We start from the raw sequence: 20,460 nt of genomic DNA, 5'->3' as shown, positions 1-20,460 counted from the left end.
CCCACAAAAAAGCAATTACGCATAAGACAGCGATTTCTCTTCCAGCAGTTCCTGATACAGCGCCGTCCACTTGCGGCCCATTTCATCGGCGGTGAACAACTGCCGATACCGCGCCTCCGCCTTCACCCCCATCTGCGCCGCGCGAACCGGGTTTTCCCATAAGGTTCGCATCGCCTCGCGGAACGCCAGTGGATTGCTCGGTGGCACCACCAACCCGGTTTCGTTGTGGATGTTGATGTAGCTGGTGCCGGTACCGATTTCGCTGGAGATCATCGGTTTGCCATACATCGCGCCTTCCAGCAGTGAAATACCGAACGCCTCGGAGCGTAGGTGCGACGGGAACACGATGGCGTAGCTCAGTTGCAGCAGCGCCACTTTGTCTTCATCTCCCAACCGACCGAGGAAGTGAATATTGCGCAGACCCAAGGCCGCAGCCTGGGCGTGCAGTTCTGCTTCCAGTGGTCCGGCGCCGACGATCACCACCGGGTAGTCCACGTCTTTCAAGGCGTCGAGCAGAATGTGCAGGCCCTTGTAATAACGCATCACGCCCACGAACAGGAAAAACTTATCCCCAAGCTTCTGCCGCCAATGGTCCATGCGCGCACTATCCGGCTGTGGATAACCGGCCTTGTTCAAGCCGTAGGGAATGACGCGGGTCTTGTCCTGGAACTGCTGCAACACATCGCTGGTGTGCAAGTAGTTGGGCGAGGCGGCGACAATGCGGTCGGCGCTGGCGAGGAAGCGGTTCATCAGGGGCCGATAGAGTTTGAGCAGATGCTTCTGGCGAATGATGTCCGAGTGGTAAGTCACCACGCAGGGCTTGTTCATGCCGCTGGCGAAATGCACCAGGTCCATGAACGGCCAGGGGAAGTGGTAATTGACCACATCCGCTTCGGCCGCCAGTTCGCGAAACTGTTTGAACACGCTCCAGGAAAACCCGGTGGAGGCGAATTGAATGTCGAGTTTGGCCCGATGCACTTCATGCTGGCCGAGTTTCACTACGGGCGGCGTCGGGTCGGTGCTCAGCGTCAGCACCTGGCCCTCGATGCCGTGCTGGGCGCCGCTTTCGCAGAGCTGGAAGATGACTTGTTCGATGCCACCTACGGAGTCAGGCAGGTACGTCTTGAAAAAATGAAGAACTCGCATTCAACCTCCCAAAGCCTGGCGGTAGGCGCGGGCTGTGATCTTCGCGCAACGCTCCCAGGAAAAAAGCTTCGCTTGTTGCAGTCCCGCTTCTCGGCATACCTGCCAATGCGTTTTATCGTCGATCAGTCGGCTCATGGCATCGCGCAAGCCTTGCGGATCGTCAGGTTCAATATAGTTGCCCGCAGCGCCGGCGACCTCCGGCATTGCCGAATGTCGAACCAGAATCACCGGCGTGCCGCTGGCCATGGCTTCCAGTACGGGGAGGCCGAATCCTTCATAGATCGACGGAAAAATCAGCGCCCGTGCCCCGGCCAGCAGTTGCGCCACGTGCTCGTCCGGCAGATATCCCAGCAAACACACATGACCGGCAGCCAGCGCCTGACGCAGCTCTTCGCTGAATTGCTCGCGCTGCCAGCCGGCCATGCCGACGATCAACAGCGGAAATTGCTGGCGCTGGGCCTCCGGGAGCAAAGCATGGGCACGCAGTGCCAACGTCAGGTTTTTACGCGGTTCCAGGGTGCCGACGCAGAGGAAGTATTCCCGCGCCTCGACGCCATGAGCCTTGAGGATCGTGTCGATGTCTGCAGCGTCACGTGGATGGAAACGCGCAGCAACGCCCAGCGGTGCGACGATGAAACGCTCGGCCGGCAGGGCGAAATAGTCTTGGGCTTCGTCGGCAATGAACTGCGAGTCGGTCAGAATCAGCTGCGCCTGCTGCACGCCTTCAGCCAGTCGCCGCTCGATTTCGCGCAGGCGTGCCGGCGGTTGCGTTTCGGGGTAATGCAGGTGCGTCAGGTCATGCAGGGTCATAACCGTCGGGCCGTCGAACGACAGCGGCCACAAACTGGGTTCGTGATAAAGGTCGATCGACGGCGGCCGACCTTGATCGAAGCGTTTTTGCGCCAGCCAGCGTCGCGCCTGGTAAGCCCCGGGAATTTGCCGCAGCAACGGCGTCAGTCGTGAATAGCCGGGCATGGCCGCATCGGGTAGCGTCGAGCTCCAGCCCCAACCATGGAACAGCGCCAACTCGACGTCGGGCTCGCAGGCAAGTGCACTCACCAGCTCGGCGACATAGTGGCCGATGCCGGTGCGCGGGGCCTGGAGAATCCGGGCGTTAAGGGCAATTTGCATGTTGCCTCTCTGGCTCGGCCGATATTTCTTCAAGGTTACGCAGGGTCCGTTCGGCCAGTTGCGCACTGGCTTCACGCCAGCCGATCCAGCGCCAGTCCGCTACGTTGCGGGCAGCCGGAAACTGGCCGCTGCTTTCGAAACGGGTCACCAGATCGGCCAGGCTTTGCGGCTCGGCCAGGTCAAAGTAGGCCATGAACTCGCCGCCGATTTCGCGGAACACCGCAATATCACTGCCCATCGCCGGCAACCCGCGCTGCATGGCTTCCACCAGGGGCAGGCCAAAGCCTTCGACCCAGGACGGAAACACCAAAGAACGGGCGTGGGCGTAGGCGTGTTCGAGGCTGGTGTCGCTCAGGTCGTTGAACATGAACAGCCGTTTGTTCAGCTGCGGATGATTGCGCACCCGGGCGAGCAGGGCGTCGCACTTCCAGCCGATGCGCCCGGCAATGCACAACCGGGCTTTGGAACCCGCCGCCCAGGCGAGTTCAAAGGCGTCCAGCAAGTAGTCGTGGTTCTTGCGCGGTTCGATGGTGCTGACCATCAGGAACACCGGTTCCGGGGTGTCGAACATTCGCCTCAGGCGCGGCTCGACGGCGGCATTGGCTTCGTGCAGGTCCAGCTCGGAGCCGAGGTGGAAATAGTCGAACCACAGCGTATTGGCTTTGGCTGGCCCGACCCGGCGCTGCAATTCCTCGCGCACCTGATCGCGCACGGTGGCGGAAATCGCCACATAGCCATCGGCGGTCTTGCTGATCCAGTCGAACCACTCGTTGAAAACCTGCACCAGCCGCGTGTCGTAGAACTGCGGGTGCGTCAGGGGGATCAAGTCGTAGATCACTGACACGATGCCCACGCCGTCGCGTTTGAGCTGTTCGGCAAACGGGAAGAAGTCGGTATGCCAGGAGGAATCCAGCAACACCAGTTGATCCCCCGGTTGATGTTGCAGCGGCGCGCAACGCTTGGGCAGTTGGTACCGGTTGAGGCCGTCGATCAGGCGCAACGGGATGCTGAAACAGGTGATCGCCGTGACGCGGTACGCCACGTGCAGCAAACGCTTGATCACGCGTGAATGGCTGCGGTTGTGCAGGCGTTGGTGCAACTGCCAGAAACGATGAGCCAGCCGCCCCAGCCGCCCGCCAAAGATCATCAAATGATCGAAAAACGGTATGTTCAAGGCCCCGAGCTTGAGCACGCGATAGAGTTTGCCCTTGAGCATCACGACCGGGATGCACTCCACACCGTCGACGCTTGGCGGCAGCTGATTGATGACGTTACGCACCACCCGTTGAATACCCGAGTTGACCTTGGGGTGCTGGAACACGTGGGTACACTCCACCAGCAGACGGGTCATGGCGAACGTTCCGGGACAATCGAGCCGGTGCGGGCAATGGTGGTTTTCGCCGCCAGCCACGAGCAGCCGACGAAGTCTTCATGCCGGTTGTTGATCACGTGGAACACCAGCCCGTAATCGCGCCATTCGTAGTTGCGGTCCAGGTGTGAATCCAGCCGCGACAAGCTCAGGGACACTGAGTAGTTACCCTTGCCCAGGCCCATGATGAAGGCAAAGCGATAGGTGAAGCGTTCGCCGGCGTGCAGATCGGTCAGTGCCTTGTCCTGGCGATGGGTGTTGATGCCATACATCATCTGGCCCAGGCGGTCCTTGAGGATGAAACCGAGTACGAGGCGCTCGATGTCCTGGCGGACTTCGACTTGCACTTCCAGCACCACGGCTTGCCCAACCTCGGCGGCGTCGATGGAACGGTCGTTTTCGTCCAGCAGACGCACGCTGAGGATGCCGGCTTCGCCGGTGCCTGAAACGGTTTGTACTTCTCCGCCGGCGAGCATTTCCTGGCGTACGACCTGGCCTTCGCGCTCGGCCATCAGGGCGTTGTAATAGTCCAGGACCGCTTCGGGTTTGCCATGCATGGCCATGCGGCCGTCCTTGAGCAGGATCGCCGAATCGCAGATCGATTGAATCGCCGAGCGGTCGTGGGACACGATCAGCAACGTAGTGCCAGCCTTGCGGAAGCTGCGGATGCGCTCGAAGCTCTTGTGCTGGAAGTAGGCATCGCCCACCGACAGCGCTTCGTCGACGATCAGGATGTCCGGGCGCCGCGCCGTGGCGACGCTGAAGGCCAGGCGCATCTGCATGCCGCTGGAATAGGTGCGGACCGGATGGTCGATGGCTTCGCCAATTTCGGCGAAATGCTCGATCTCGGGCATCAGCGCTTCAATCTCGGCGACCTGCATGCCCAGCAGTTGCCCGGCCATGAATGCATTCTGCCGGCCGGTAAAGTCCGGGTGAAAGCCCATGCCCAGTTCCAGCAGCGCGGCCACGCGGCCTTCGGTTTCAATCTTGCCGCATGTGGGCTGGGTGGTGCCGGTGATCATCTTCAACAAAGTGCTTTTGCCGGCGCCGTTGACCCCGACGATGCCCACCGCTTCACCGGGGGCAATCTCGAACTCGACGTCTTGCAGCACCCAGTGCTGATGGTGGCGCAAAGGGGAAAACGGAATCAGCCACTCGGCCAGTCGGCTCCAGCGGGTCGGGTACTGCTTGTAGGCCTTGCCCAGGCCGGTGACGCGTATATGCCCCATCAGAGTTCATCCACCATTTCGCCAACCCGCTGGCGAAACAGCCGCAGCCCGATCAGACAGAACACCACGCCGGTGATGAAAATCGGCAGCAGCGAACTCCAGACCGGCCATTGCCCGTACAGGAACATGTTTTGATAACTGGCGATCAGGTTGGTCAGGGGGTTGAGTTGCAGCAGGCGCTGAACCCAGTCCGGCAGGATGCTGATCGGGTACACGATGGGCGTGAGCCAGAACCAGAATTGCAGGCAGATACCGAAGAGTTGCCCGACATCACGGAAGAACACATTCAGCACGCCGAGTACCATCCCCAGCCCGGCGCAGAACATCATTTGCAACGCCATCAGCGGAATCAGCGCCAGCATCGCCGTCCCCGGCCAGCGTCCGGTGATCAGCAGAAAGCCGAGGAACAGGCCCATGATGATCGCGAAGTTGATGCCGGCGTTGAACAACACAATCACCGGCAGGCAGATCCGCGGGAAGCTGATTTTCTTCAGCAGGTTAGCGTTTTCCAGAAACATGTTCTGGCTGCGCAGGGTGATTTCGGTAAACAGTCCCCAGGCAAGCAGGCCGGCACACAGGTAAACGCTATAGGCCATGCCGTCATCCACCCCCGGCAGGCGCGCGCGCATGATCTGGGAAAAAACCACGGTGTAGACGATGATCATCGACAGCGGATTGAGCACGGGCCACAGGGCCCCGAACAGCGAATTGCGATAACGCGCTTGGAACTCTCGCTGGACGCTACCGAGGATGAACCCTCGATAACCCCACAGCGAGCGGTACAGGGAAAGCAGCATTTAAACCGTCCTGCCGTATTGGTCTTCGAAGCGGACGATATCGTCCTCTCCCAGGTATTCGCCGCTTTGCACTTCAATGATCACCAGGTCGATTACCCCCGGGTTTTCCAGGCGATGCTTGTGCCCGGCAGCAATAAAGGTCGATTCGTTCTTGGCCACCAGGTGGGTGCCGGTGCCGTTGTTGGTGACTTTGGCCATGCCTTCGACCACGACCCAATGTTCATTGCGGTGGTGGTGCATTTGCAGTGACAGCTTGCCGCCGGGCTTGACCACGATGCGCTTGATCTTGAAGCGCGTGCCTTCCTCGAGCACGGTGTAGGTGCCCCATGGCCGGCTGACGGTGCGGTGCAGGCGGTAGGCTTCGTGCTGTTTGTCCTTGAGCTGCTTGGCCACCCGGCGAACATCCTGGGCGCGGTCGGCGTGGGCCACCAGCACGGCGTCGGCGGTGTCGACGATGATCAGGTTATCCACACCCACGGCAGCCACCAGCCGGCCTTCGCTCTGGACAAAATTGTTGTGGCTGTCGACAAACACGGCATCACCGCTCGCGCGGTTGTTTTGCGCATCAGGCGGTATCAGCGCGGCCAGCGCACTCCAGGAGCCGATGTCGCTCCAGTCGAAACCGGCGGGCACCACGACCACTTTGTCTGAGTGTTCCATCAAGGCGTAGTCGATGGAGATGTCGGTGATCTCGGCAAACAGCGCGGGCGACAACTCTTGCTGCAGGCAGCCACCGGTTTCCACCGGCGCACTGACGGCCATGCAGGCGCGGGTCTGTTCGAGTAATTCGGGGGCGTGAGCCTGCAACTCGGCCAGCAACGTCGCCACCGAGAAGCAGAACATCCCTGAGTTCCACAGGAAGTTGCCGCTTTCCAGGTAATGCGTCGCGGTTTGCAGGTCGGGTTTTTCGACAAAACGCTGCACCTTGGCCGCGCCTTTGTCGTCCAGCGGTGCGCCGGTCTCGATGTAGCCGAAGCCGGTTTCCGGCGCCGTCGGCACCACGCCGAACGTCACCAGGTAGCCGCTCTTGGCCAGCGTCACGGCGTGTTCGACCGCACTCTGCAAAGCCTCCACATTGACGATCAGGTGATCGGCCGGCATCACCACCATGATTGCTTCGTCACCGTGCAGCGCTTGCAGCGACAGCGCCGCCGCCGCGATAGCCGGGGCAGTGTTGCGGCCCGTCGGCTCCAGCAGGAAGTGCCCGCGATGGCGGGCCATCTGCGCGTCCTGGTAGTGATCCTTGCTCTGGAAGTAGTACTCGCGATTGGTCACCGTGACGATGTCGCCCCAACCATCGAGCAGGCCCGCCGCGCGCCGATAAGTCTTGCCCAACAGCGACTGGCCGTCGGGCAGGGTCATGAACGGCTTTGGATGCCCTTCGCGCGATACCGGCCACAAACGGGTCCCGGCACCGCCGGAGAGGATCACAGGAATCAGCATGGCCTACTCCTTGGCGACGCGTTTCATGTCCGCATCCATCATCGCGCGGATCAAGGTATCCAGATCGGTTTTTGGCTTCCAGCCCAGTACACGCTGGGCCTTGGCTGGATTACCGAGCAGCACGTCGACTTCGGCCGGGCGGAAAAACGCCGGGTCGATCTTCACGTAGTCGCGGTAGTTCAGGCCAATGTGATCGAAGGCGATGCGGCACATTTCGCGCACGGTGGTGGTCACACCGGTGGCGACCACGTAGTCGTCGGCCTTGTCCTGTTGCAGCATCAGCCACATGGCTTCGACGTAGTCGCCGGCAAAGCCCCAGTCGCGCTTGGTGTCGATGTTGCCCAGGCGCAGCTCGTGCTGTTTGCCTTGCTTGATGCGAGCGGCGGCGTCGGTGACCTTGCGGGTCACGAACTCGATACCACGCAGCGGTGACTCGTGGTTGAACAGGATCCCGCTGCTGGCGTGCAGGTTGAAGCTTTCGCGGTAGTTCACGGTGATCCAGTGGCCGTAGAGCTTGGCCACGCCGTAAGGGCTGCGCGGGTAGAACGGCGTGTTCTCGTCCTGCTGCTCGGCCTGGATCAGGCCGAACATTTCGCTGGTGGACGCTTGATAGAAACGCGTGTGCGGACTGAACTGGCGGATCGCTTCCAGCAGGTGAGTCACCCCCAGGCCGTCGACGATGCCAGTGGTCACCGGTTGATCCCAGGAAGCCGCGACGAAACTTTGTGCCGCCAGGTTATAGACCTCGTCCGGCGCCGATTTGATCACCGCGCGCTGCACCGAGCAGGCATCGGCCATGTCGCCGTCCAGGTAAACGATGTCGCCCTCGACCCCCATCTCACGCAGACGCCAGCGTGAATCACTGCTGCGCCGGGCCACCAGGCCGTGGACTTTGTAGCCTTTGTCGAGCAGCAGTTTGGCCAGATAAGCGCCGTCCTGGCCGGTGATGCCTGTGATCAGTGCACTTTTAGTCATTGTTCTTTTACTCGTTTCTCCCAGTCGGACAGGATCGCCCGCAGGGATTGTTGTGTTGTGATTTCAGGCGTCCATCCTGTGGTCTGGGCAAGCTTGGCATGGCTGCCACAAACGCGACGCTGATCTGCGCGGCGAAGACGCGCAGGGTCCTGAATCAATTGCATGTCGACCTCGGCGAGGTCCCCCAGCTGTTCGATCAAACTGCGGATGCTCTGCTCGCGCCCCGAGCAAATGTTGTAGACCTGCCCCGGCGTGCCCTTTGCCAGCAGCGCCAGGTAGGCCGAGACCACATCGCCGACATCGAGGAAGTCGCGGGTGACATCGATGTCGCCGACTTCCAGTTGCGGGGCTTGCAGGCCTTGTTTGATTCGGTTGATCTGCCGCGCGGCGCTGGCGATGACGAAGCTGTCTTTCTGCCCGGTGCCGATGTGATTGAACGGACGGGTGACCAACACCGGCCAGCCTTCGCTCAAGCCCCATTGCAGGCTGAGGAATTCCGCCGACAGTTTGCTCACGGCATACGGGTTGCGCGGGCAGGGGGGCTGGAGTTCGGTGATGGGCAACTGGGCTTCGCTGACCTGGCCGTAGACGTCGCCGGAGCTGACGTACAGGAAGGTGCCATTGAACCCGCGAGCCTTGAGGGCTTGCAGCAGGTTCAGGGTGCCGAGCAGGTTGATGTTCAGTGTGCGCGCCGGATCCCGGAAGGCTTCGGGAACGAAGGTCTGGCCGGCCAGGTGAATGACCGCGTCGGGCATCTCGGGCCACAGGCCTTCGAGACTGGCGGGTTCGCCGAGATCGTACCGGTCAGCGACAGGCAGTAGCTCCCATTGCGAGGCATCAGCCTTCAGGCGGGATTGGATGTGTTGTCCTACGAATCCACTGAGACCCGTAACGAACAGACGCTTTTTCAAACAGCGGCCCCTTGGTCATTCACTTCGTCCATTCCCCACAGGCTTTACGGAGATGTCTGACGGACCGGGTGGATTTCCTGGTCGAAAGACAGGTGAAGTGATTTGTTGTAGTTGTTTGGTAGCCAATCTGTGCCAATTGCGCAGCAATTTCAACAGGTCCAACCGTGACTGATCAGTTCTCGTTAGCGTAGCTCGATTTATTCTCGCCGGGCGGTTCACGAATCCTTAACGGATGTGTTTAGAATGCCCCTCGTCACGATTATCCAGCGTTCGTCCGGGGTCTTACGAAAGTCGTTACGAACCCCGCGAAGCTGACCATTAAAACAAGAACGTAGACGGGCAAAAAGACGATGGACGACGGCCGGTAATCACCGACTCGATCCAAGGCTTTGCCGTCATAGAGTGGGGCTACCGGGACGGTGGTTTCATCGTGGGATGCCATGAATTTCATTCTTTACTCGGACGTCAACGACAGCTCCATCAGCCAGAGCCTCGGTCGCCCCGAATACAGTTACTACTTCGTGCTCAAGGCGTATCGCCCTGTGCTTGAAAGCCTGGGGCGGGTCCATGTGGTGTCCTCCGTCGCCGAGGTCGATCCCCTCTTTCGGCAACTGCTCGCCGCTGGCGAAGACAGCCTGTTCCTGTCCTTCACGCCACCGCAGAAAACCCCGAACGACCTGCAGTGCCCGACGATCTGCGTGGTGGCCTGGGAATTCGATTCGATTCCCGACGAGCAGTGGGATAACGACCCACGCCAGGACTGGACGCACATGCTCGCGCGCCAGGGGCGGGTCATCACGCTTTCCAGTCATACCGCCCGGGCGATTCGCCGGGCCATGGGCGAAGACTTCCCTGTGCTGGTTTTGCCGACGCCATTGTGGGAAAACTTCGCCGACATTCGTAGCCGACATACCAGCGCGCCGGTGAACCCCGGTTCGACCCTGGACATCAAGGGCTGCATCTTCGACACACGGACCCTCGGGCTCAGTGCCGATGCATTGATTCCGGTGCCCCCGACCCCCGAAGAACTGGCCGCACTGGAAGCCGAGCTGGAGGCGTCGAAGCCGCCGCCGCTGACGCTAAAACGCCGCTTCGTCATTGCTCGTCATTACTTGCATATGTGGCGCCGGGACATGGGCAAATCGCTGCCGATCCCGGTCCATCGCACGCACTTCCTGAGCCAGTGGTACTGGGAAGGTATCCGCGACCTGCTGTCGGACGCCGCCCATGCGCGGCTTGCCGAATACCTGCCGGCCATCGCCGGCCCGCAGACGGTGGCCGTGCCTGAGCCCGAACCGCGGAAGTGGCCGGACACCACCGCCCAGGTCGAAACCCGGGTTGACGGCGTGGTCTACGCCACCGTGTTCAACCCCAAGGACGGTCGCAAAAACTGGCATCAACTGATCACAGCATTCTGCTGGGCCTTCCGCGAAACGGATGACGCCACGCTGGTGTTGAAGATTACCCAAAGCGACCTGTCGTCCTACTACGACGAGTTGATGACCCTGCTCGCGCAGCTTTCACCGTTCGCCTGTCGGGTGGTGGTCATGCACGGCTATCTGGACGATCCGCAGTACGCCCGGCTCTACGAAGCCGCGAGTTTTTACGTCAATGCTTCACGTTGCGAGGGCCTGTGCCTGCCGCTGATGGAGTTCATGGCCAGTGGCAAACCGGTGATCGCCCCGAATCACACGGCCATGGAAGACTACATCGATGAGAGCGTGGCGTTTGTGGTCACGTCCAGCGAAGAGCTGACCATCTGGCCCCAGGACACTCGCATCATTTACCGCACCCTGCGTTACCGACCGGACTGGGGTTCGCTGAAGACCGCCTACGAACAAAGCTACCGGATGGCCAAGGAGCAACCGCAGGACTACCGGCGCATGTCCCGGGCCGCTATCGATCGCATGCACGATTACTGCGGGTTCGCCCCGGTGCAGCAACACCTGGCGGATTTCTTCGGGCTGGCCACCCAGACCCCGGCGCCTGTGGCCGTGACGGATAACGCCTCATGCTGATCATCATTCATTCGGAAACCAACCAGCACACCATCGCCAAAAACCTTGGCCGTTCGGAGTACAGCTATTACTTCGTGCTCAAGGAGTACCGGCCCGTGCTGGAACGGTTGGGGCAGGTGATCGAAGTCAACGACCCGCAGGCCGAAGTCGATGCCCTGTACCTCGATTGCCTGGCGCGCGGCGAAGATTGCGTATTCCTGTCGTTCTCGCCGCCCCATCGCACGCCGATGCACCTGGCCTGTCCGACCCTGGCGGTGTTCGCCTGGGAATTCAGCACCATTCCCAACGAGCCGTTCGCCGGCGAACCGCGCAATGACTGGCGCACCGTGTTGCGGGCGTCAGGCGCGGCTATCACGCACTCCAGCTATACGGTCAATGCCGTGCGCGAGGCCATGGGCGCGGACTATCCGATCGTTGCCGTGCCCGCGCCGGTGTGGGACCGTTTTGCCGCCCGTGGCGCTCAGTTGCAACGCCAGCCGTTGGCCCGTCAGGTGACATTGAAGATCAAAGGGGTGGTGGCGGACAGTCGCCAACTCGACCTGCAAGCCTTTGGCCCGGAGCACTTGCGCAGCGGCGAGGGTATCGATTTCGACGCGCCGGCCAGCGAACATGAGGTCGTCCTCGACGGCGTGATCTACACCTCGGTGTTCAACCCCAGCGACGGGCGCAAGAACTGGGAAGACATGCTCAGTGCCTTCTGCGTGACCTTGCGCGAAGCGCAAGACGCCACCCTGGTGCTCAAACTGACGCACCACGATGCCGAAGAAGCCCTGGCCGACATCCTTCATCACTTGTACAAAAACCAGCCGTACCGCTGCCGTATCGTGCTGATTTACGGCTACCTGGCGGATGTGGATTACGAGCGTCTGGTCGAGGCCACGAGTTACGTGGTCAACAGCGCTTACGGTGAAGGCCAGTGCCTGCCGCTGATGGAGTTCATGTCCTGCGGCAAACCGGCGGTGGCGCCGCGCACCACGGCGATGCTCGATTACCTGGATGCCGACAACGCATTCATCATTGACACCACTGACGAACTGACCGCCTGGCCCCACGATCCGCGCCGGGCGTTCCGCACGTTGCGCTACATCACCAACTGGGCGTCGTTGTGCACGGCGTATCGGGCCAGCTATGACGTGGCCAAGGGTGATCCCGAGCGCTATGCGCAGATGTCCGCCCATGCGGTGGCCAGCCTGCAGACCTTTTGCAGCCAGGCTTCCGCCGAACAGCGCCTGAAAGTTTTTTTTGCCGACTTGTTCGAAACCCGCGTTGCATCTGCCATGGAAGCCCCTGACGCATGAGCAGCAAACGGATCATGGACATCGAGCTGTTGCGCGGCATTGCGGTGCTGGGCGTGTTGTTTCATCACCTGCAAGGCAGTCTGTTCACCGACACGGTGCCCTTGCTGGAAAAAATCCACAGCTGGGGGCAACCCTGGTGGGGTGTCGATCTGTTCTTCGCGATCTCGGGCTTCGTTATTGCGCGCAGCCTGATCCCGGCCTTGCAAGGTTGCAGCACGCGCCAGGAATACTGGCAGCAGACGCGCAACTTCTGGTTGCGACGGGCCTTTCGCTTGTTGCCGTCGGCGTGGTTGTGGCTGGCGCTGATGCTGCTGGCCTGCGTGTTGATCAACCGTTCCGGGGCCTTTGGCACGTTGCACGCCAACCTTCAGGCGACGCTGGCCGGGGTCGCGCAGTACGCCAACTTCCGCTTTGCCGACAGCTTCTATCAGTACGAATACGGCACCAGTTTCGTCTATTGGAGCCTGTCGTTGGAGGAGCAGTTCTACCTGCTATTCCCGCTGCTGATCCTGGTCTGCCGCAAGTACCTGGTCTGGGCGTTGCTGGTGCTGGTCGCGGTGCAGTTGTTCACCTTGCGCACGCCGATCCTGATGGTGGTGCGCACCGATGCACTGGCCCTCGGTATTCTGTTGGCCATGTGGAGTGCACGCCCGGACTATGTGCGCTGGGAACCGACATTTTTGCGTCGGCCCTGGGCTGGCGTGTCGGTGCTGCTGGTCCTGGCGTTGGCGCTGAGTGTGATTGCCACCGATCGCTTTACCTTCACCAATTACCGGATCGGCGCGATTGCCGTGCTCAGCGCGGTGCTGGTCTGGATCGCGTCCTACAACCGTGACTACCTGATGCCACCGGGTTTGCTGAAGCGTCTGATGGTCTGGATCGGCAGTCGTTCCTATGGGATTTACCTGATCCACATTCCGGCCTATCTGTTGGTGCGTGAGCTGATCTTCCGTTTGCAGGCGGCCGGTCTGCCGAGTCCGGCCGGGCATCCGATCCTGACGATCCTGCTCGCCGGCGGGCTGATCGCCCTGTTGTGCGAGCTCAATTACCGTTTCGTTGAAATGCCCATGCGTCATCGCGGCGCTTCGCTGGTGCAACGTCTGAGCACGTCTCGAACCGCCGTCCCATCCTCTGGAGCTACCTCATGCTGAGCATTTTGAAGAAACTCACGGCGGGCACGCCCGCTCCTGCGCAGCCCGTGGCACCGGTCCCCTACAAGGTCGACCCGTACATGCTCGGCCTGCACGATGCGATGCTCAGCGGCTGGTTCAACCAAGAAACCGGCGAGTTGTTCACCGGTTTCCCGGTGACCGCCGAGGACACCTTGCTGGACGTCGGCTGCGGTGATGGCGGCAACGTGCATTTCTGCGGGATGCGTGGGGCGAAGATCATCATTGCCGACATCGATGCGGCCAAGGTCGAAGCGACGCGCCAGCGCCTGGGCGATACCCCGGCCCGGGGCGTTGAGTGCCACGTCACCGACTGCAATCCGCTGCCGATTGCCGATGCCACCGCCACCCGCGTGGTGTCCACCGAAGTCATCGAGCACGTCGACGATCCGGCGCAGTTCCTCGCCGAACTGGTGCGGGTTGGCAAGCCGGGTGCACTGTATTTGCTCAGCGTTCCGCACCCAAGTTCCGAAGACCTGCAAAAAGATATCGCCGCGCCGGAGTACTTCCAGAAGCCCAACCACATTCGCATCATCAGCGAAGAACAGTTCAAGGCGATGGTCAGCGACGCCGGGCTGGAAGTGCTGAGCCACAGTCAGTACGGGTTCTACTGGTCGATGTGGATGCTGTTGTTCTGGGAAGCCAAGGTCGATTTCAGCAATGCCGACCACCCGTTGCTCAACCACTGGGCCGATACCTGGAAAGCGATCCTCGATTCGCCACGGGGCGCGCAGATCAAACAAGCGCTGGACGCGGTGGTGGCGAAAAGTCAGGTGATCATCGCCCGCAAGCCTTAAGCGCATAATGCATCCGTCGTAGCAGCTGCCGAAGGCTGCTACAAGGGATCGGATTCGGCTCAAGGGGCTTCATGTATTTTTTCACTCGTTTGGCGGCTTTACTTGCCGCTTTGCTGATGCTCAATGGTTGCGAGCAACACGACGCACCCCCACTCGATCAACAACTCTACATCTGGCAACGGCAATGGACCCCGGCCCACGAAGCCGCGCTGCGGGACAGTCATGCCGATTTTTCGACTTTGCGCGTGCTGGCGTTGCAGGCCTTTCCCCAGGAAGGCTGGAAACGGGCGCGGGTCGATTCGGCGTTGCTCAAACAGGACGCTCGGCCGCTGATCGCGGTGATTCGCCTGGATGGTCAACTCAAGGCGCTGGATCAGGACGAGGTCATTGCGCAAGTCCAGCAAGTGCTTGGCGACTGGCAAACCCAAGGCTTGACCGTGGCCGGCGTGGAAGTCGACCACGATGCCGGCAACGCTCGACTGCCGGCCTATCGGGCATTCCTCACGCAGTTGCGCGCCGCACTGCCGGCCTCCTTACCGCTGAGCATCACCGCATTGCCGGCCTGGCTCGACAGCCCTGAACTGCCTGGGCTGTTGGCAACGGTCGATAGCAGCGTATTGCAGGTGCATGCAGTCAGTGATCCGCGCCGGGGTTTGTTCGACGTGGATCAGGCCAAACAATGGGCCAAGGCCTGGAGCCGCGTGACGGCTAAACCCTTCTATCTGGCCCTGCCGGCGTATGGCGTGGCGTTGTTGCCGGGGGCCAGTGGCGCACCGGTCGTGGAAAGCGAAGTGCCCATCGAGCGCGGTGGTGAACGCCGGGAACTGTTGGCCGACCCGCTGCAACTGCGCCAACTGGCCCTGGACTTGCGCAACGATCCGCCGACCCACCTCGCCGGGCTGATCTGGTTTCGCCTGCCGTTGGCCGGTGATCGCCGCGCCTGGAGCCTGGCGACCCTGGGCGCCGTGGCCCGCGGTGATGTGCTCGACAGTCGGCTCAACCTGCAACTCTCCGAACAAAGCGGCCTCTATGACATCAGCGTCACCAACCAGGGCAATCTCGACAATGCCTGGCCTGAACGCCTGACACTGGCGGTGCAAGGCTGTGACGGCGCCGATGCCCTGGCCGGTTATGCGTTGCAACAAAGCCCGGATCTGCTTACCTTCACCCGCCTGCGCGACGGCCGAATTCCGGCCGGCGGACAACGCGCCATTGGTTGGGCACGCTGTACACATATTGATCAAGGAGGTTCGAATGTTCACCCGTAACTGGCCCCGCCATCTGCTCTGCCTGAGCCTCAGTTTGCCGCTGGGTTCGGCGCTGGCCTGCGGGCCGGATTTCCCGATGCGCCTGCTGGACGATCGTGGCCAGTCACTGGCGGAACTGCCGGAAGGCAACTTCAAATTCGAGATCAATCGCCTCGGGCATGCCATTGCCGGGCTGAAGAATGTCACTGCTGCGACCAACAGCGTGGACAACGGCTACGGCGAGACGCCGTCCTACACCGATCAACGGGATAACGCCGAGCAGTCCGGTTTGACCGTTGAACAGCAAGCGCTGGTAAAAAAACTGCGCAGCCTGACGGATGCGCATCAGGTGGAGATTCACGGCGCGAGTCTGCCGGTTGATCTGCGGCTGTATCTGGCGGGCGCCGTGGCGTTCAACACCGGGGATCACGGACTGGCTGCCGAATATTTCCAGAAAGTGCTGGCACTGCCAGCGGATCAACGGGCGCTGCGCAGCACCTGGGCGGCGTATTCGTTGGGCCGGGCGCTGTATGAAATGAGTGCCGAGGCAGACGCCGGGCCGGATCTGCTGGCCCAGTCGCAGAAGGCTTTCGAGCAGACTCGTCAACTGAGCATTGATGGCTTCAGCGACCCACTGGAGCTGGGCGTCGCCAGCCTCGGCGAAGAAGCGCGCGTCGTTCGCACGGCGGGTGACTGGAACCGCGCGATCGAGCTCTACGCCACGCAAAACATCCACGGTTCGGCGGTGGGTTACTCCTCGCTCAAGCAGTTGATGGCTGAACTCACGGCGCTGCCCGACGATGAGTTGACCGTGTTACTCAAAGGCAAAACCGTTCAGCAATTGATCACCGCCTCGTTGATCAGTCGCGTTGGCTGGTCATTTGATGGACAACCGCCGGGCGAGAAAAAACTTATCCAACGGCTGCAAGTCAGTACGCGCGGCAGCCTCGACAATGCCGATCGCCTGGCAGCACTGAATTATCAACAGGGCGACTACGCCAGCGCCAAGGCCTTCGTCGAACACGCCGGCGACGGCGGCCTGGCGTGGTGGGTGCGGGCCAAACTGGCGCTGCGCGAGGGCGATAAAACCGCGGCGACCGCAGCCTATGCGAAAGCGGCCCAGGCGTTCCCGCAGAATGAATCCTGGGGCGAGCGGCCCACACCTGACTGGGATTTTGAAGGCATCATCGTCCAGCCCAAATGCCGGGTCGAGGGTGAAAGCGCGATCCTCGCCCTGCAACGGGGCGATTACCTGCAAGCCTTCGATCAGCTCTATCGCAGTAAAGGCGTTTACTGGCTCGATGCGGCCACCGTTGCCGAGCGAGTGCTGACCGTCGATGAACTCAAGCATTACGTCGACACGCAAGTGCCGGCAGTGCCGCCGCTGACTCAGCAGGAACGCGACAACTATGTGCCGTTGCCGGTGGCCGCGAGCCTGCGCGATTTGCTCGGGCGGCGGTTGTTGCGTGAAGAGCGATACGACGAAGCGCCGGGGTACTTCGACAATGTCGATTTGCAGAACAAGGCCAAGGCCTACGCACAGTTACGTCAAGAGGCCGATGCTGCCTGGTGGCCAACCACTCGCGCCGCCGCGTTGTTCAACGCCGGCGCATTGGCTCGACAGTGGGGGATGGAGATCCTCGGCTATGAGATGGCTCCGGATTACGCCTCGTTGTTCGATGGTAACTACAGCCTGGAGACCACCGAACTGAAAGTCGGACCGCTGGTGTCCGAGGGTGAGGTCCAGCGCCAACAGGCCAGCGCTGCTCAGCCAGACGTTCGTTTTCACTACCGATTCGTCGCCACGGCACTGGCCAGTCGCGCCGCCGACAATTTACCGCACACCAGTCAGGCCTTTGCGGCCGTGCTGTGTGCGGCTTCGGGATGGAATTCCAGCCTTGAGGAGCAAAGCGCGTTCTATCAACGCTACGTCAAGGAAGGCCCGTACGTAACCTGGGCCGGAGACTTCGGCCATCAGTGCCCTTATCCGGACTTTCAAAACGCCAGCAAACGCTACGTGACTCAGGCCACGGATTCCGTGCGTTCAGCGTTGCGGCCTTACAAGAAGCCGGTGCAGATTGGCGGTGTGGTGGTCGTGGTGGCGGCGGCTTTGCTGTTGATCAACCGCCGTCGCCGTAAAGCGCAGTAAGGCTCAAGCCTGTTGAACAAAGGTTAGCCTCACCGCGAAACCGATCAACAGGCTGCCGAACAGCCATTGCTGTACACGTTGGGCGGACGGGCTGCGTTGCAGCCAACGCCCGAGCGCGGCGCCGACCAGCGCGTAGGCGCTGTCGAACAGCAAACCGACACCGACCAGCATCACGCCAAGGGTGGCGAACTGAGCGAGTACCGGGCCGGCCTGAGGATTGATGAACTGCGGCAGTAACACCGAACAGAACAACAGCGCCTTGGGATTGAGCAGGTTGGTCAGCAAACCGCGCTGGATCGATTCCCGCCAGCGCGGTTTTTCGGCCGTTGCGCCTGCGCCATTCAGGCTCGGCAGCATGGTGGTGCGCAGGCACTGAATGCCGATCCACAACAGGTACGCGGCCCCGGCGAGGCGCACCACATCGAAGGTCCAGGGCGCTGCTTTGAACAACGCCGCCAGCCCCAGCGCCGCCAAGGCCACATGACAACCTCGGGCGATGCCCAGGCCAATCGCCGTGGCCAGCGCTGCGCCTTTGCCCTGACGGGCACCGGTTTGCAGCAGCAGAATCATGTCCGGCCCAGGCAATAGATACACCACCGCCAGCGCCATGAAAAACAGCCAGAGTCCCGCCACGTTGCACCCCATTCGTTGTCGATTTGGTAGGGTCAGTCTAGGGCGGGAGGGCAGGGCAGGTGCTTGCGTAGTTCGCTTCTATAACTTATTGGATTGGCATAACCTGCCACGTTATGAAGCATTGACCATCAGGATCTGCCAAACCATGAAACTGGACGCCTACGACCGCAAGATTCTTGCCGCCCTGCAACGGGATGGGCGCCTGAGCAATGTGCAATTGGCTGAGGAGATCGGTTTGTCGGCTTCGCCGTGCTTGCGCCGGGTGCGGATGCTCGAAGAGGCGGGGGTGATTCGCGGCTATCAGGCCAACCTCGATCGCGATGAAGTGGGGCTGGGGTTGACGGTGTTTGTCGGGGTCAAGGTTGAACGGCACAACGATGAACAGGCTGACGCGTTTCGTGAGGCGGTGACGGCGCTGCCGGAGGTGATATCAGCGTTTCTGGTGTCAGGGGAGTCGGACTTTCTGCTGCAGGTGGTGGTGCCGGACCTGCGTGCCTATGACCGGTTTCTCACCGGGCGGTTGCTGAAGTTGCCGGGGGTGAGTGATATCCGTAGCAACTTTGCGATTCACACAGTGAAGACGCCGGGGGCGTTGCCTTTAGAACATTTACCCGCGAGTTAGGATCGTTCCCACGCTCCGCGTGGGAATGCAGCCGTGACGCTCCGCGTCACTGGACGCGGAGCGTCCCTTGAGGCATTCCCACGCGGAGCGTGGGAACGATCATCAGGGCTACATCTGCGTCGCCATCCCCTCCACATTCATCGCCGCCTGGCGCAATGCCTCGGAGCGAGTCGGGTGCGGGTGGCAGGTCAGGGCAATGTCTTCGGCCGAGGCGCTGAACTCCATGGCTACGCAATATTCGCCGATCATTTCACTGACGCTCGGGCCGACCAGATGCACGCCGAGGATTTCGTCAGTGCGCTCATCGGCCAGCACTTTGGCGAAGCCTTCGGTCTCGTGGTTGATTTTCGCTCGGCTGTTGGCGGTGAACGGGAATTTGCCAACCTTGTAGGCGCGACCTTCAGCCTTGAGCTGTTCTTCGGTCTTGCCGACGCTGGCCAGCTCCGGTCGGGTGTAAATCACGTTGGGGATCAGGTCGTAATTGACCTCGCCGGCCTTGCCGACGATCTGCTCGATGCAGGCCATGGCTTCGTCTTCAGCCTTGTGCGCGAGCATCGGCCCGGACGTGACGTCGCCAATCACCCAGATACCAGCGGCCTCGGTACGGTGCCCTTTGTTGGCGAGCATGCCGCGCTTGTCGGTGGCGAGGCCGACGTTCTCCAGCCCCAGCCCTTGGGTGTAAGGCCGGCGCCCGATGGCCACCAGTACGTAATCGGCTTCCAGCAACTCGGCGGTGCCACCGGCGGAAGGCTCGACGCTGAGCTGCACGCCGTTGGCCGAGGTGGTGGCGCTGGTGACTTTCGAACTCAACTTGAAACTGATGCCTTGCTTGGTCAATGAGCGCTGCAGGGTTTTGCCGGCCTCGCCATCGACACCGGGGCAGATCCGGTCGAGGAATTCGACCACCGTCACCTGAGCGCCCAGGCGCCGCCAGACCGAACCCAGCTCCAGACCGATCACCCCGGCACCAATCACCACCAGATGCTTCGGCACTTCGACCAGGGACAGCGCGCCGGTGGAGTCGAGGATGCGTTGGTTATCGATGTCCACGCCGGGCAGGGGAGTGGGCTCGGAGCCGGTGGCGATGATGATGTCCTTGGCGCTCAGCTCGGTCTTGGCGCCCTGACTATCGGTCACGGTGACCTTGCCCGGCCTGTCGATATGTCCCCAGCCCTTGATCCAGTCGACTTTGTTCTTGCGAAACAGAAACTCGATGCCCTTGGTCAGCCCGGTAACGCTTTCATCCTTCTGCTTCATCATTTGCGCGAGGTTGAGGGTTGGTTTGACCTCGATCCCCAGGTTGGCAAATTCCGCGCCCATGGCCGCATCGTAGAGTTCGGAAGCGTGAAGCAGCGCCTTGGACGGCATGCAGCCGACGTTCAGGCAAGTACCGCCGAGGGTGGCGCGGCCTTCGACGCAAGCGGCTTTGAGGCCCAGTTGGCCTGCGCGGATCGCAGCGTTATAACCGCCCGGGCCTCCGCCCAGAATCACGATGTCATAGGTGCTCATGCTGTTACTCCTGGAGT

General features: G+C 61.3%; 17 protein-coding genes. 7 read left to right on the top strand and 10 right to left on the bottom strand.

Features of this window, described 5'->3' with window-relative positions; translation table 11 throughout:
- Window positions 1–15: 15 nt before the first annotated feature.
- Genes ACA071_RS31705 through ACA071_RS31670 form a run of 8 tightly spaced genes read right to left on the bottom strand, consistent with a single transcriptional unit; the run spans window position 16 to window position 9,001 of the window.
- Entirely contained in the window at window positions 16–1,146 is a 1,131-nt protein-coding gene (locus ACA071_RS31705) for a glycosyltransferase family 4 protein (RefSeq protein ID WP_497642585.1), read from the bottom strand.
- A complete protein-coding gene (locus ACA071_RS31700; RefSeq protein ID WP_497642584.1) occupies window positions 1,147–2,277 on the bottom strand; it encodes a glycosyltransferase family 4 protein in 1,131 nt (376 codons plus the stop codon).
- Complete coding sequence (locus ACA071_RS31695) at window positions 2,261–3,628, bottom strand: glycosyltransferase family 4 protein (protein WP_497642583.1); 1,368 nt, start codon at window positions 3,626–3,628, stop codon at window positions 2,261–2,263. Before ACA071_RS31695 ends, ACA071_RS31700 begins: the two co-directional genes overlap by 17 nt.
- On the bottom strand, window positions 3,625–4,875 hold the full coding sequence (locus tag ACA071_RS31690) for an ABC transporter ATP-binding protein (RefSeq protein ID WP_497642582.1): 1,251 nt from the start codon (window positions 4,873–4,875) through the stop codon (window positions 3,625–3,627). The genes ACA071_RS31695 and ACA071_RS31690 overlap by 4 nt, the downstream gene beginning before the upstream one ends.
- The gene (locus tag ACA071_RS31685) at window positions 4,875–5,672 is read right to left on the bottom strand and encodes an ABC transporter permease (RefSeq protein ID WP_497642581.1); all 798 of its coding nucleotides are present in this window, start codon (window positions 5,670–5,672) and stop codon (window positions 4,875–4,877) included. Before ACA071_RS31685 ends, ACA071_RS31690 begins: the two co-directional genes overlap by 1 nt.
- Window positions 5,673–7,115, bottom strand: coding sequence for a mannose-1-phosphate guanylyltransferase/mannose-6-phosphate isomerase (locus ACA071_RS31680; RefSeq protein WP_497642580.1), 1,443 nt, complete (start codon window positions 7,113–7,115; stop codon window positions 5,673–5,675).
- 3 nt (window positions 7,116–7,118) lie between these two features.
- A complete protein-coding gene (gmd, locus tag ACA071_RS31675; protein ID WP_169372367.1) occupies window positions 7,119–8,090 on the bottom strand; it encodes a GDP-mannose 4,6-dehydratase in 972 nt (323 codons plus the stop codon).
- Window positions 8,087–9,001, bottom strand: a complete 915-nt coding sequence (locus tag ACA071_RS31670; RefSeq protein WP_497642579.1) for a GDP-mannose 4,6-dehydratase — start codon at window positions 8,999–9,001, stop codon at window positions 8,087–8,089. The genes gmd and ACA071_RS31670 overlap by 4 nt, the downstream gene beginning before the upstream one ends.
- 440 nt (window positions 9,002–9,441) lie before the next feature.
- Between ACA071_RS31670 and ACA071_RS31665 the strand changes: the two genes are divergently transcribed.
- The 6 genes from ACA071_RS31665 to ACA071_RS31640 all read left to right on the top strand — a co-directional run bounded on the left by ACA071_RS31665 (window position 9,442) and on the right by ACA071_RS31640 (window position 17,679).
- Window positions 9,442–11,019, top strand: coding sequence for a glycosyltransferase (locus tag ACA071_RS31665; RefSeq protein ID WP_497642578.1), 1,578 nt, complete (start codon window positions 9,442–9,444; stop codon window positions 11,017–11,019).
- A complete protein-coding gene (locus ACA071_RS31660) occupies window positions 11,013–12,317 on the top strand; it encodes a glycosyltransferase (RefSeq protein ID WP_497642577.1) in 1,305 nt (434 codons plus the stop codon). The genes ACA071_RS31665 and ACA071_RS31660 overlap by 7 nt, the downstream gene beginning before the upstream one ends.
- A complete protein-coding gene (locus ACA071_RS31655) occupies window positions 12,314–13,468 on the top strand; it encodes an acyltransferase family protein (RefSeq protein ID WP_497642576.1) in 1,155 nt (384 codons plus the stop codon). Before ACA071_RS31660 ends, ACA071_RS31655 begins: the two co-directional genes overlap by 4 nt.
- Window positions 13,462–14,283, top strand: coding sequence for a class I SAM-dependent methyltransferase (locus ACA071_RS31650; RefSeq protein ID WP_497642575.1), 822 nt, complete (start codon window positions 13,462–13,464; stop codon window positions 14,281–14,283). The genes ACA071_RS31655 and ACA071_RS31650 overlap by 7 nt, the downstream gene beginning before the upstream one ends.
- A gap of 71 nt (window positions 14,284–14,354) precedes the next feature.
- Window positions 14,355–15,551, top strand: coding sequence for a DUF3142 domain-containing protein (locus ACA071_RS31645; protein ID WP_497642574.1), 1,197 nt, complete (start codon window positions 14,355–14,357; stop codon window positions 15,549–15,551).
- Window positions 15,538–17,679 (top strand): hypothetical protein, encoded by a 2,142-nt coding sequence (locus tag ACA071_RS31640; RefSeq protein ID WP_497642573.1) that lies wholly within the window; start codon window positions 15,538–15,540, stop codon window positions 17,677–17,679. Before ACA071_RS31645 ends, ACA071_RS31640 begins: the two co-directional genes overlap by 14 nt.
- Before the next feature lie 3 nt (window positions 17,680–17,682).
- Here ACA071_RS31640 and ACA071_RS31635 read toward each other — a convergent pair whose 3' ends face one another.
- Window positions 17,683–18,312, bottom strand: coding sequence for a LysE family translocator (locus tag ACA071_RS31635; protein WP_497642572.1), 630 nt, complete (start codon window positions 18,310–18,312; stop codon window positions 17,683–17,685).
- Window positions 18,313–18,457: 145 nt separating this feature from the next.
- Here ACA071_RS31635 and ACA071_RS31630 point away from each other — a divergent pair, with 145 nt between their 5' ends.
- A complete protein-coding gene (locus tag ACA071_RS31630; RefSeq protein ID WP_497642571.1) occupies window positions 18,458–18,934 on the top strand; it encodes an Lrp/AsnC family transcriptional regulator in 477 nt (158 codons plus the stop codon).
- A gap of 108 nt (window positions 18,935–19,042) precedes the next feature.
- Here the strand turns inward: ACA071_RS31630 and lpdA are convergent, their stop codons facing one another.
- Complete coding sequence (gene lpdA, locus ACA071_RS31625; RefSeq protein ID WP_497642570.1) at window positions 19,043–20,443, bottom strand: dihydrolipoyl dehydrogenase; 1,401 nt, start codon at window positions 20,441–20,443, stop codon at window positions 19,043–19,045.
- Window positions 20,444–20,460: the final 17 nt, after the last annotated feature.

It is taken from the genome of Pseudomonas sp. LBUM1646, assembly GCF_059716165.1.
Note: the sequence above shows the minus strand (reverse complement) of the source record. Positions and strands in the feature narration are given on the sequence as shown.

What these genes read in the sequence shown, in the direction of transcription:
- ACA071_RS31645 (WP_497642574.1), top strand. Translation starts at nt 14,355, where the DNA reads ATGTATTTTTTCACTCGTTTGGCGGCTTTACTTGCCGCTTTGCTGATG.
- ACA071_RS31705 (WP_497642585.1), bottom strand. Translation starts at nt 1,146, where the DNA reads ATGCGAGTTCTTCATTTTTTCAAGACGTACCTGCCTGACTCCGTAGGT.
- ACA071_RS31700 (WP_497642584.1), bottom strand. Translation starts at nt 2,277, where the DNA reads ATGCAAATTGCCCTTAACGCCCGGATTCTCCAGGCCCCGCGCACCGGC.
- ACA071_RS31690 (WP_497642582.1), bottom strand. Translation starts at nt 4,875, where the DNA reads ATGGGGCATATACGCGTCACCGGCCTGGGCAAGGCCTACAAGCAGTAC.
- ACA071_RS31695 (WP_497642583.1), bottom strand. Translation starts at nt 3,628, where the DNA reads ATGACCCGTCTGCTGGTGGAGTGTACCCACGTGTTCCAGCACCCCAAG.
- ACA071_RS31665 (WP_497642578.1), top strand. Translation starts at nt 9,442, where the DNA reads ATGAATTTCATTCTTTACTCGGACGTCAACGACAGCTCCATCAGCCAG.
- ACA071_RS31640 (WP_497642573.1), top strand. Translation starts at nt 15,538, where the DNA reads ATGTTCACCCGTAACTGGCCCCGCCATCTGCTCTGCCTGAGCCTCAGT.
- gmd (WP_169372367.1), bottom strand. Translation starts at nt 8,090, where the DNA reads ATGACTAAAAGTGCACTGATCACAGGCATCACCGGCCAGGACGGCGCT.
- ACA071_RS31685 (WP_497642581.1), bottom strand. Translation starts at nt 5,672, where the DNA reads ATGCTGCTTTCCCTGTACCGCTCGCTGTGGGGTTATCGAGGGTTCATC.
- ACA071_RS31660 (WP_497642577.1), top strand. Translation starts at nt 11,013, where the DNA reads ATGCTGATCATCATTCATTCGGAAACCAACCAGCACACCATCGCCAAA.
- ACA071_RS31650 (WP_497642575.1), top strand. Translation starts at nt 13,462, where the DNA reads ATGCTGAGCATTTTGAAGAAACTCACGGCGGGCACGCCCGCTCCTGCG.
- ACA071_RS31630 (WP_497642571.1), top strand. Translation starts at nt 18,458, where the DNA reads ATGAAACTGGACGCCTACGACCGCAAGATTCTTGCCGCCCTGCAACGG.
- lpdA (WP_497642570.1), bottom strand. Translation starts at nt 20,443, where the DNA reads ATGAGCACCTATGACATCGTGATTCTGGGCGGAGGCCCGGGCGGTTAT.
- ACA071_RS31655 (WP_497642576.1), top strand. Translation starts at nt 12,314, where the DNA reads ATGAGCAGCAAACGGATCATGGACATCGAGCTGTTGCGCGGCATTGCG.
- ACA071_RS31680 (WP_497642580.1), bottom strand. Translation starts at nt 7,115, where the DNA reads ATGCTGATTCCTGTGATCCTCTCCGGCGGTGCCGGGACCCGTTTGTGG.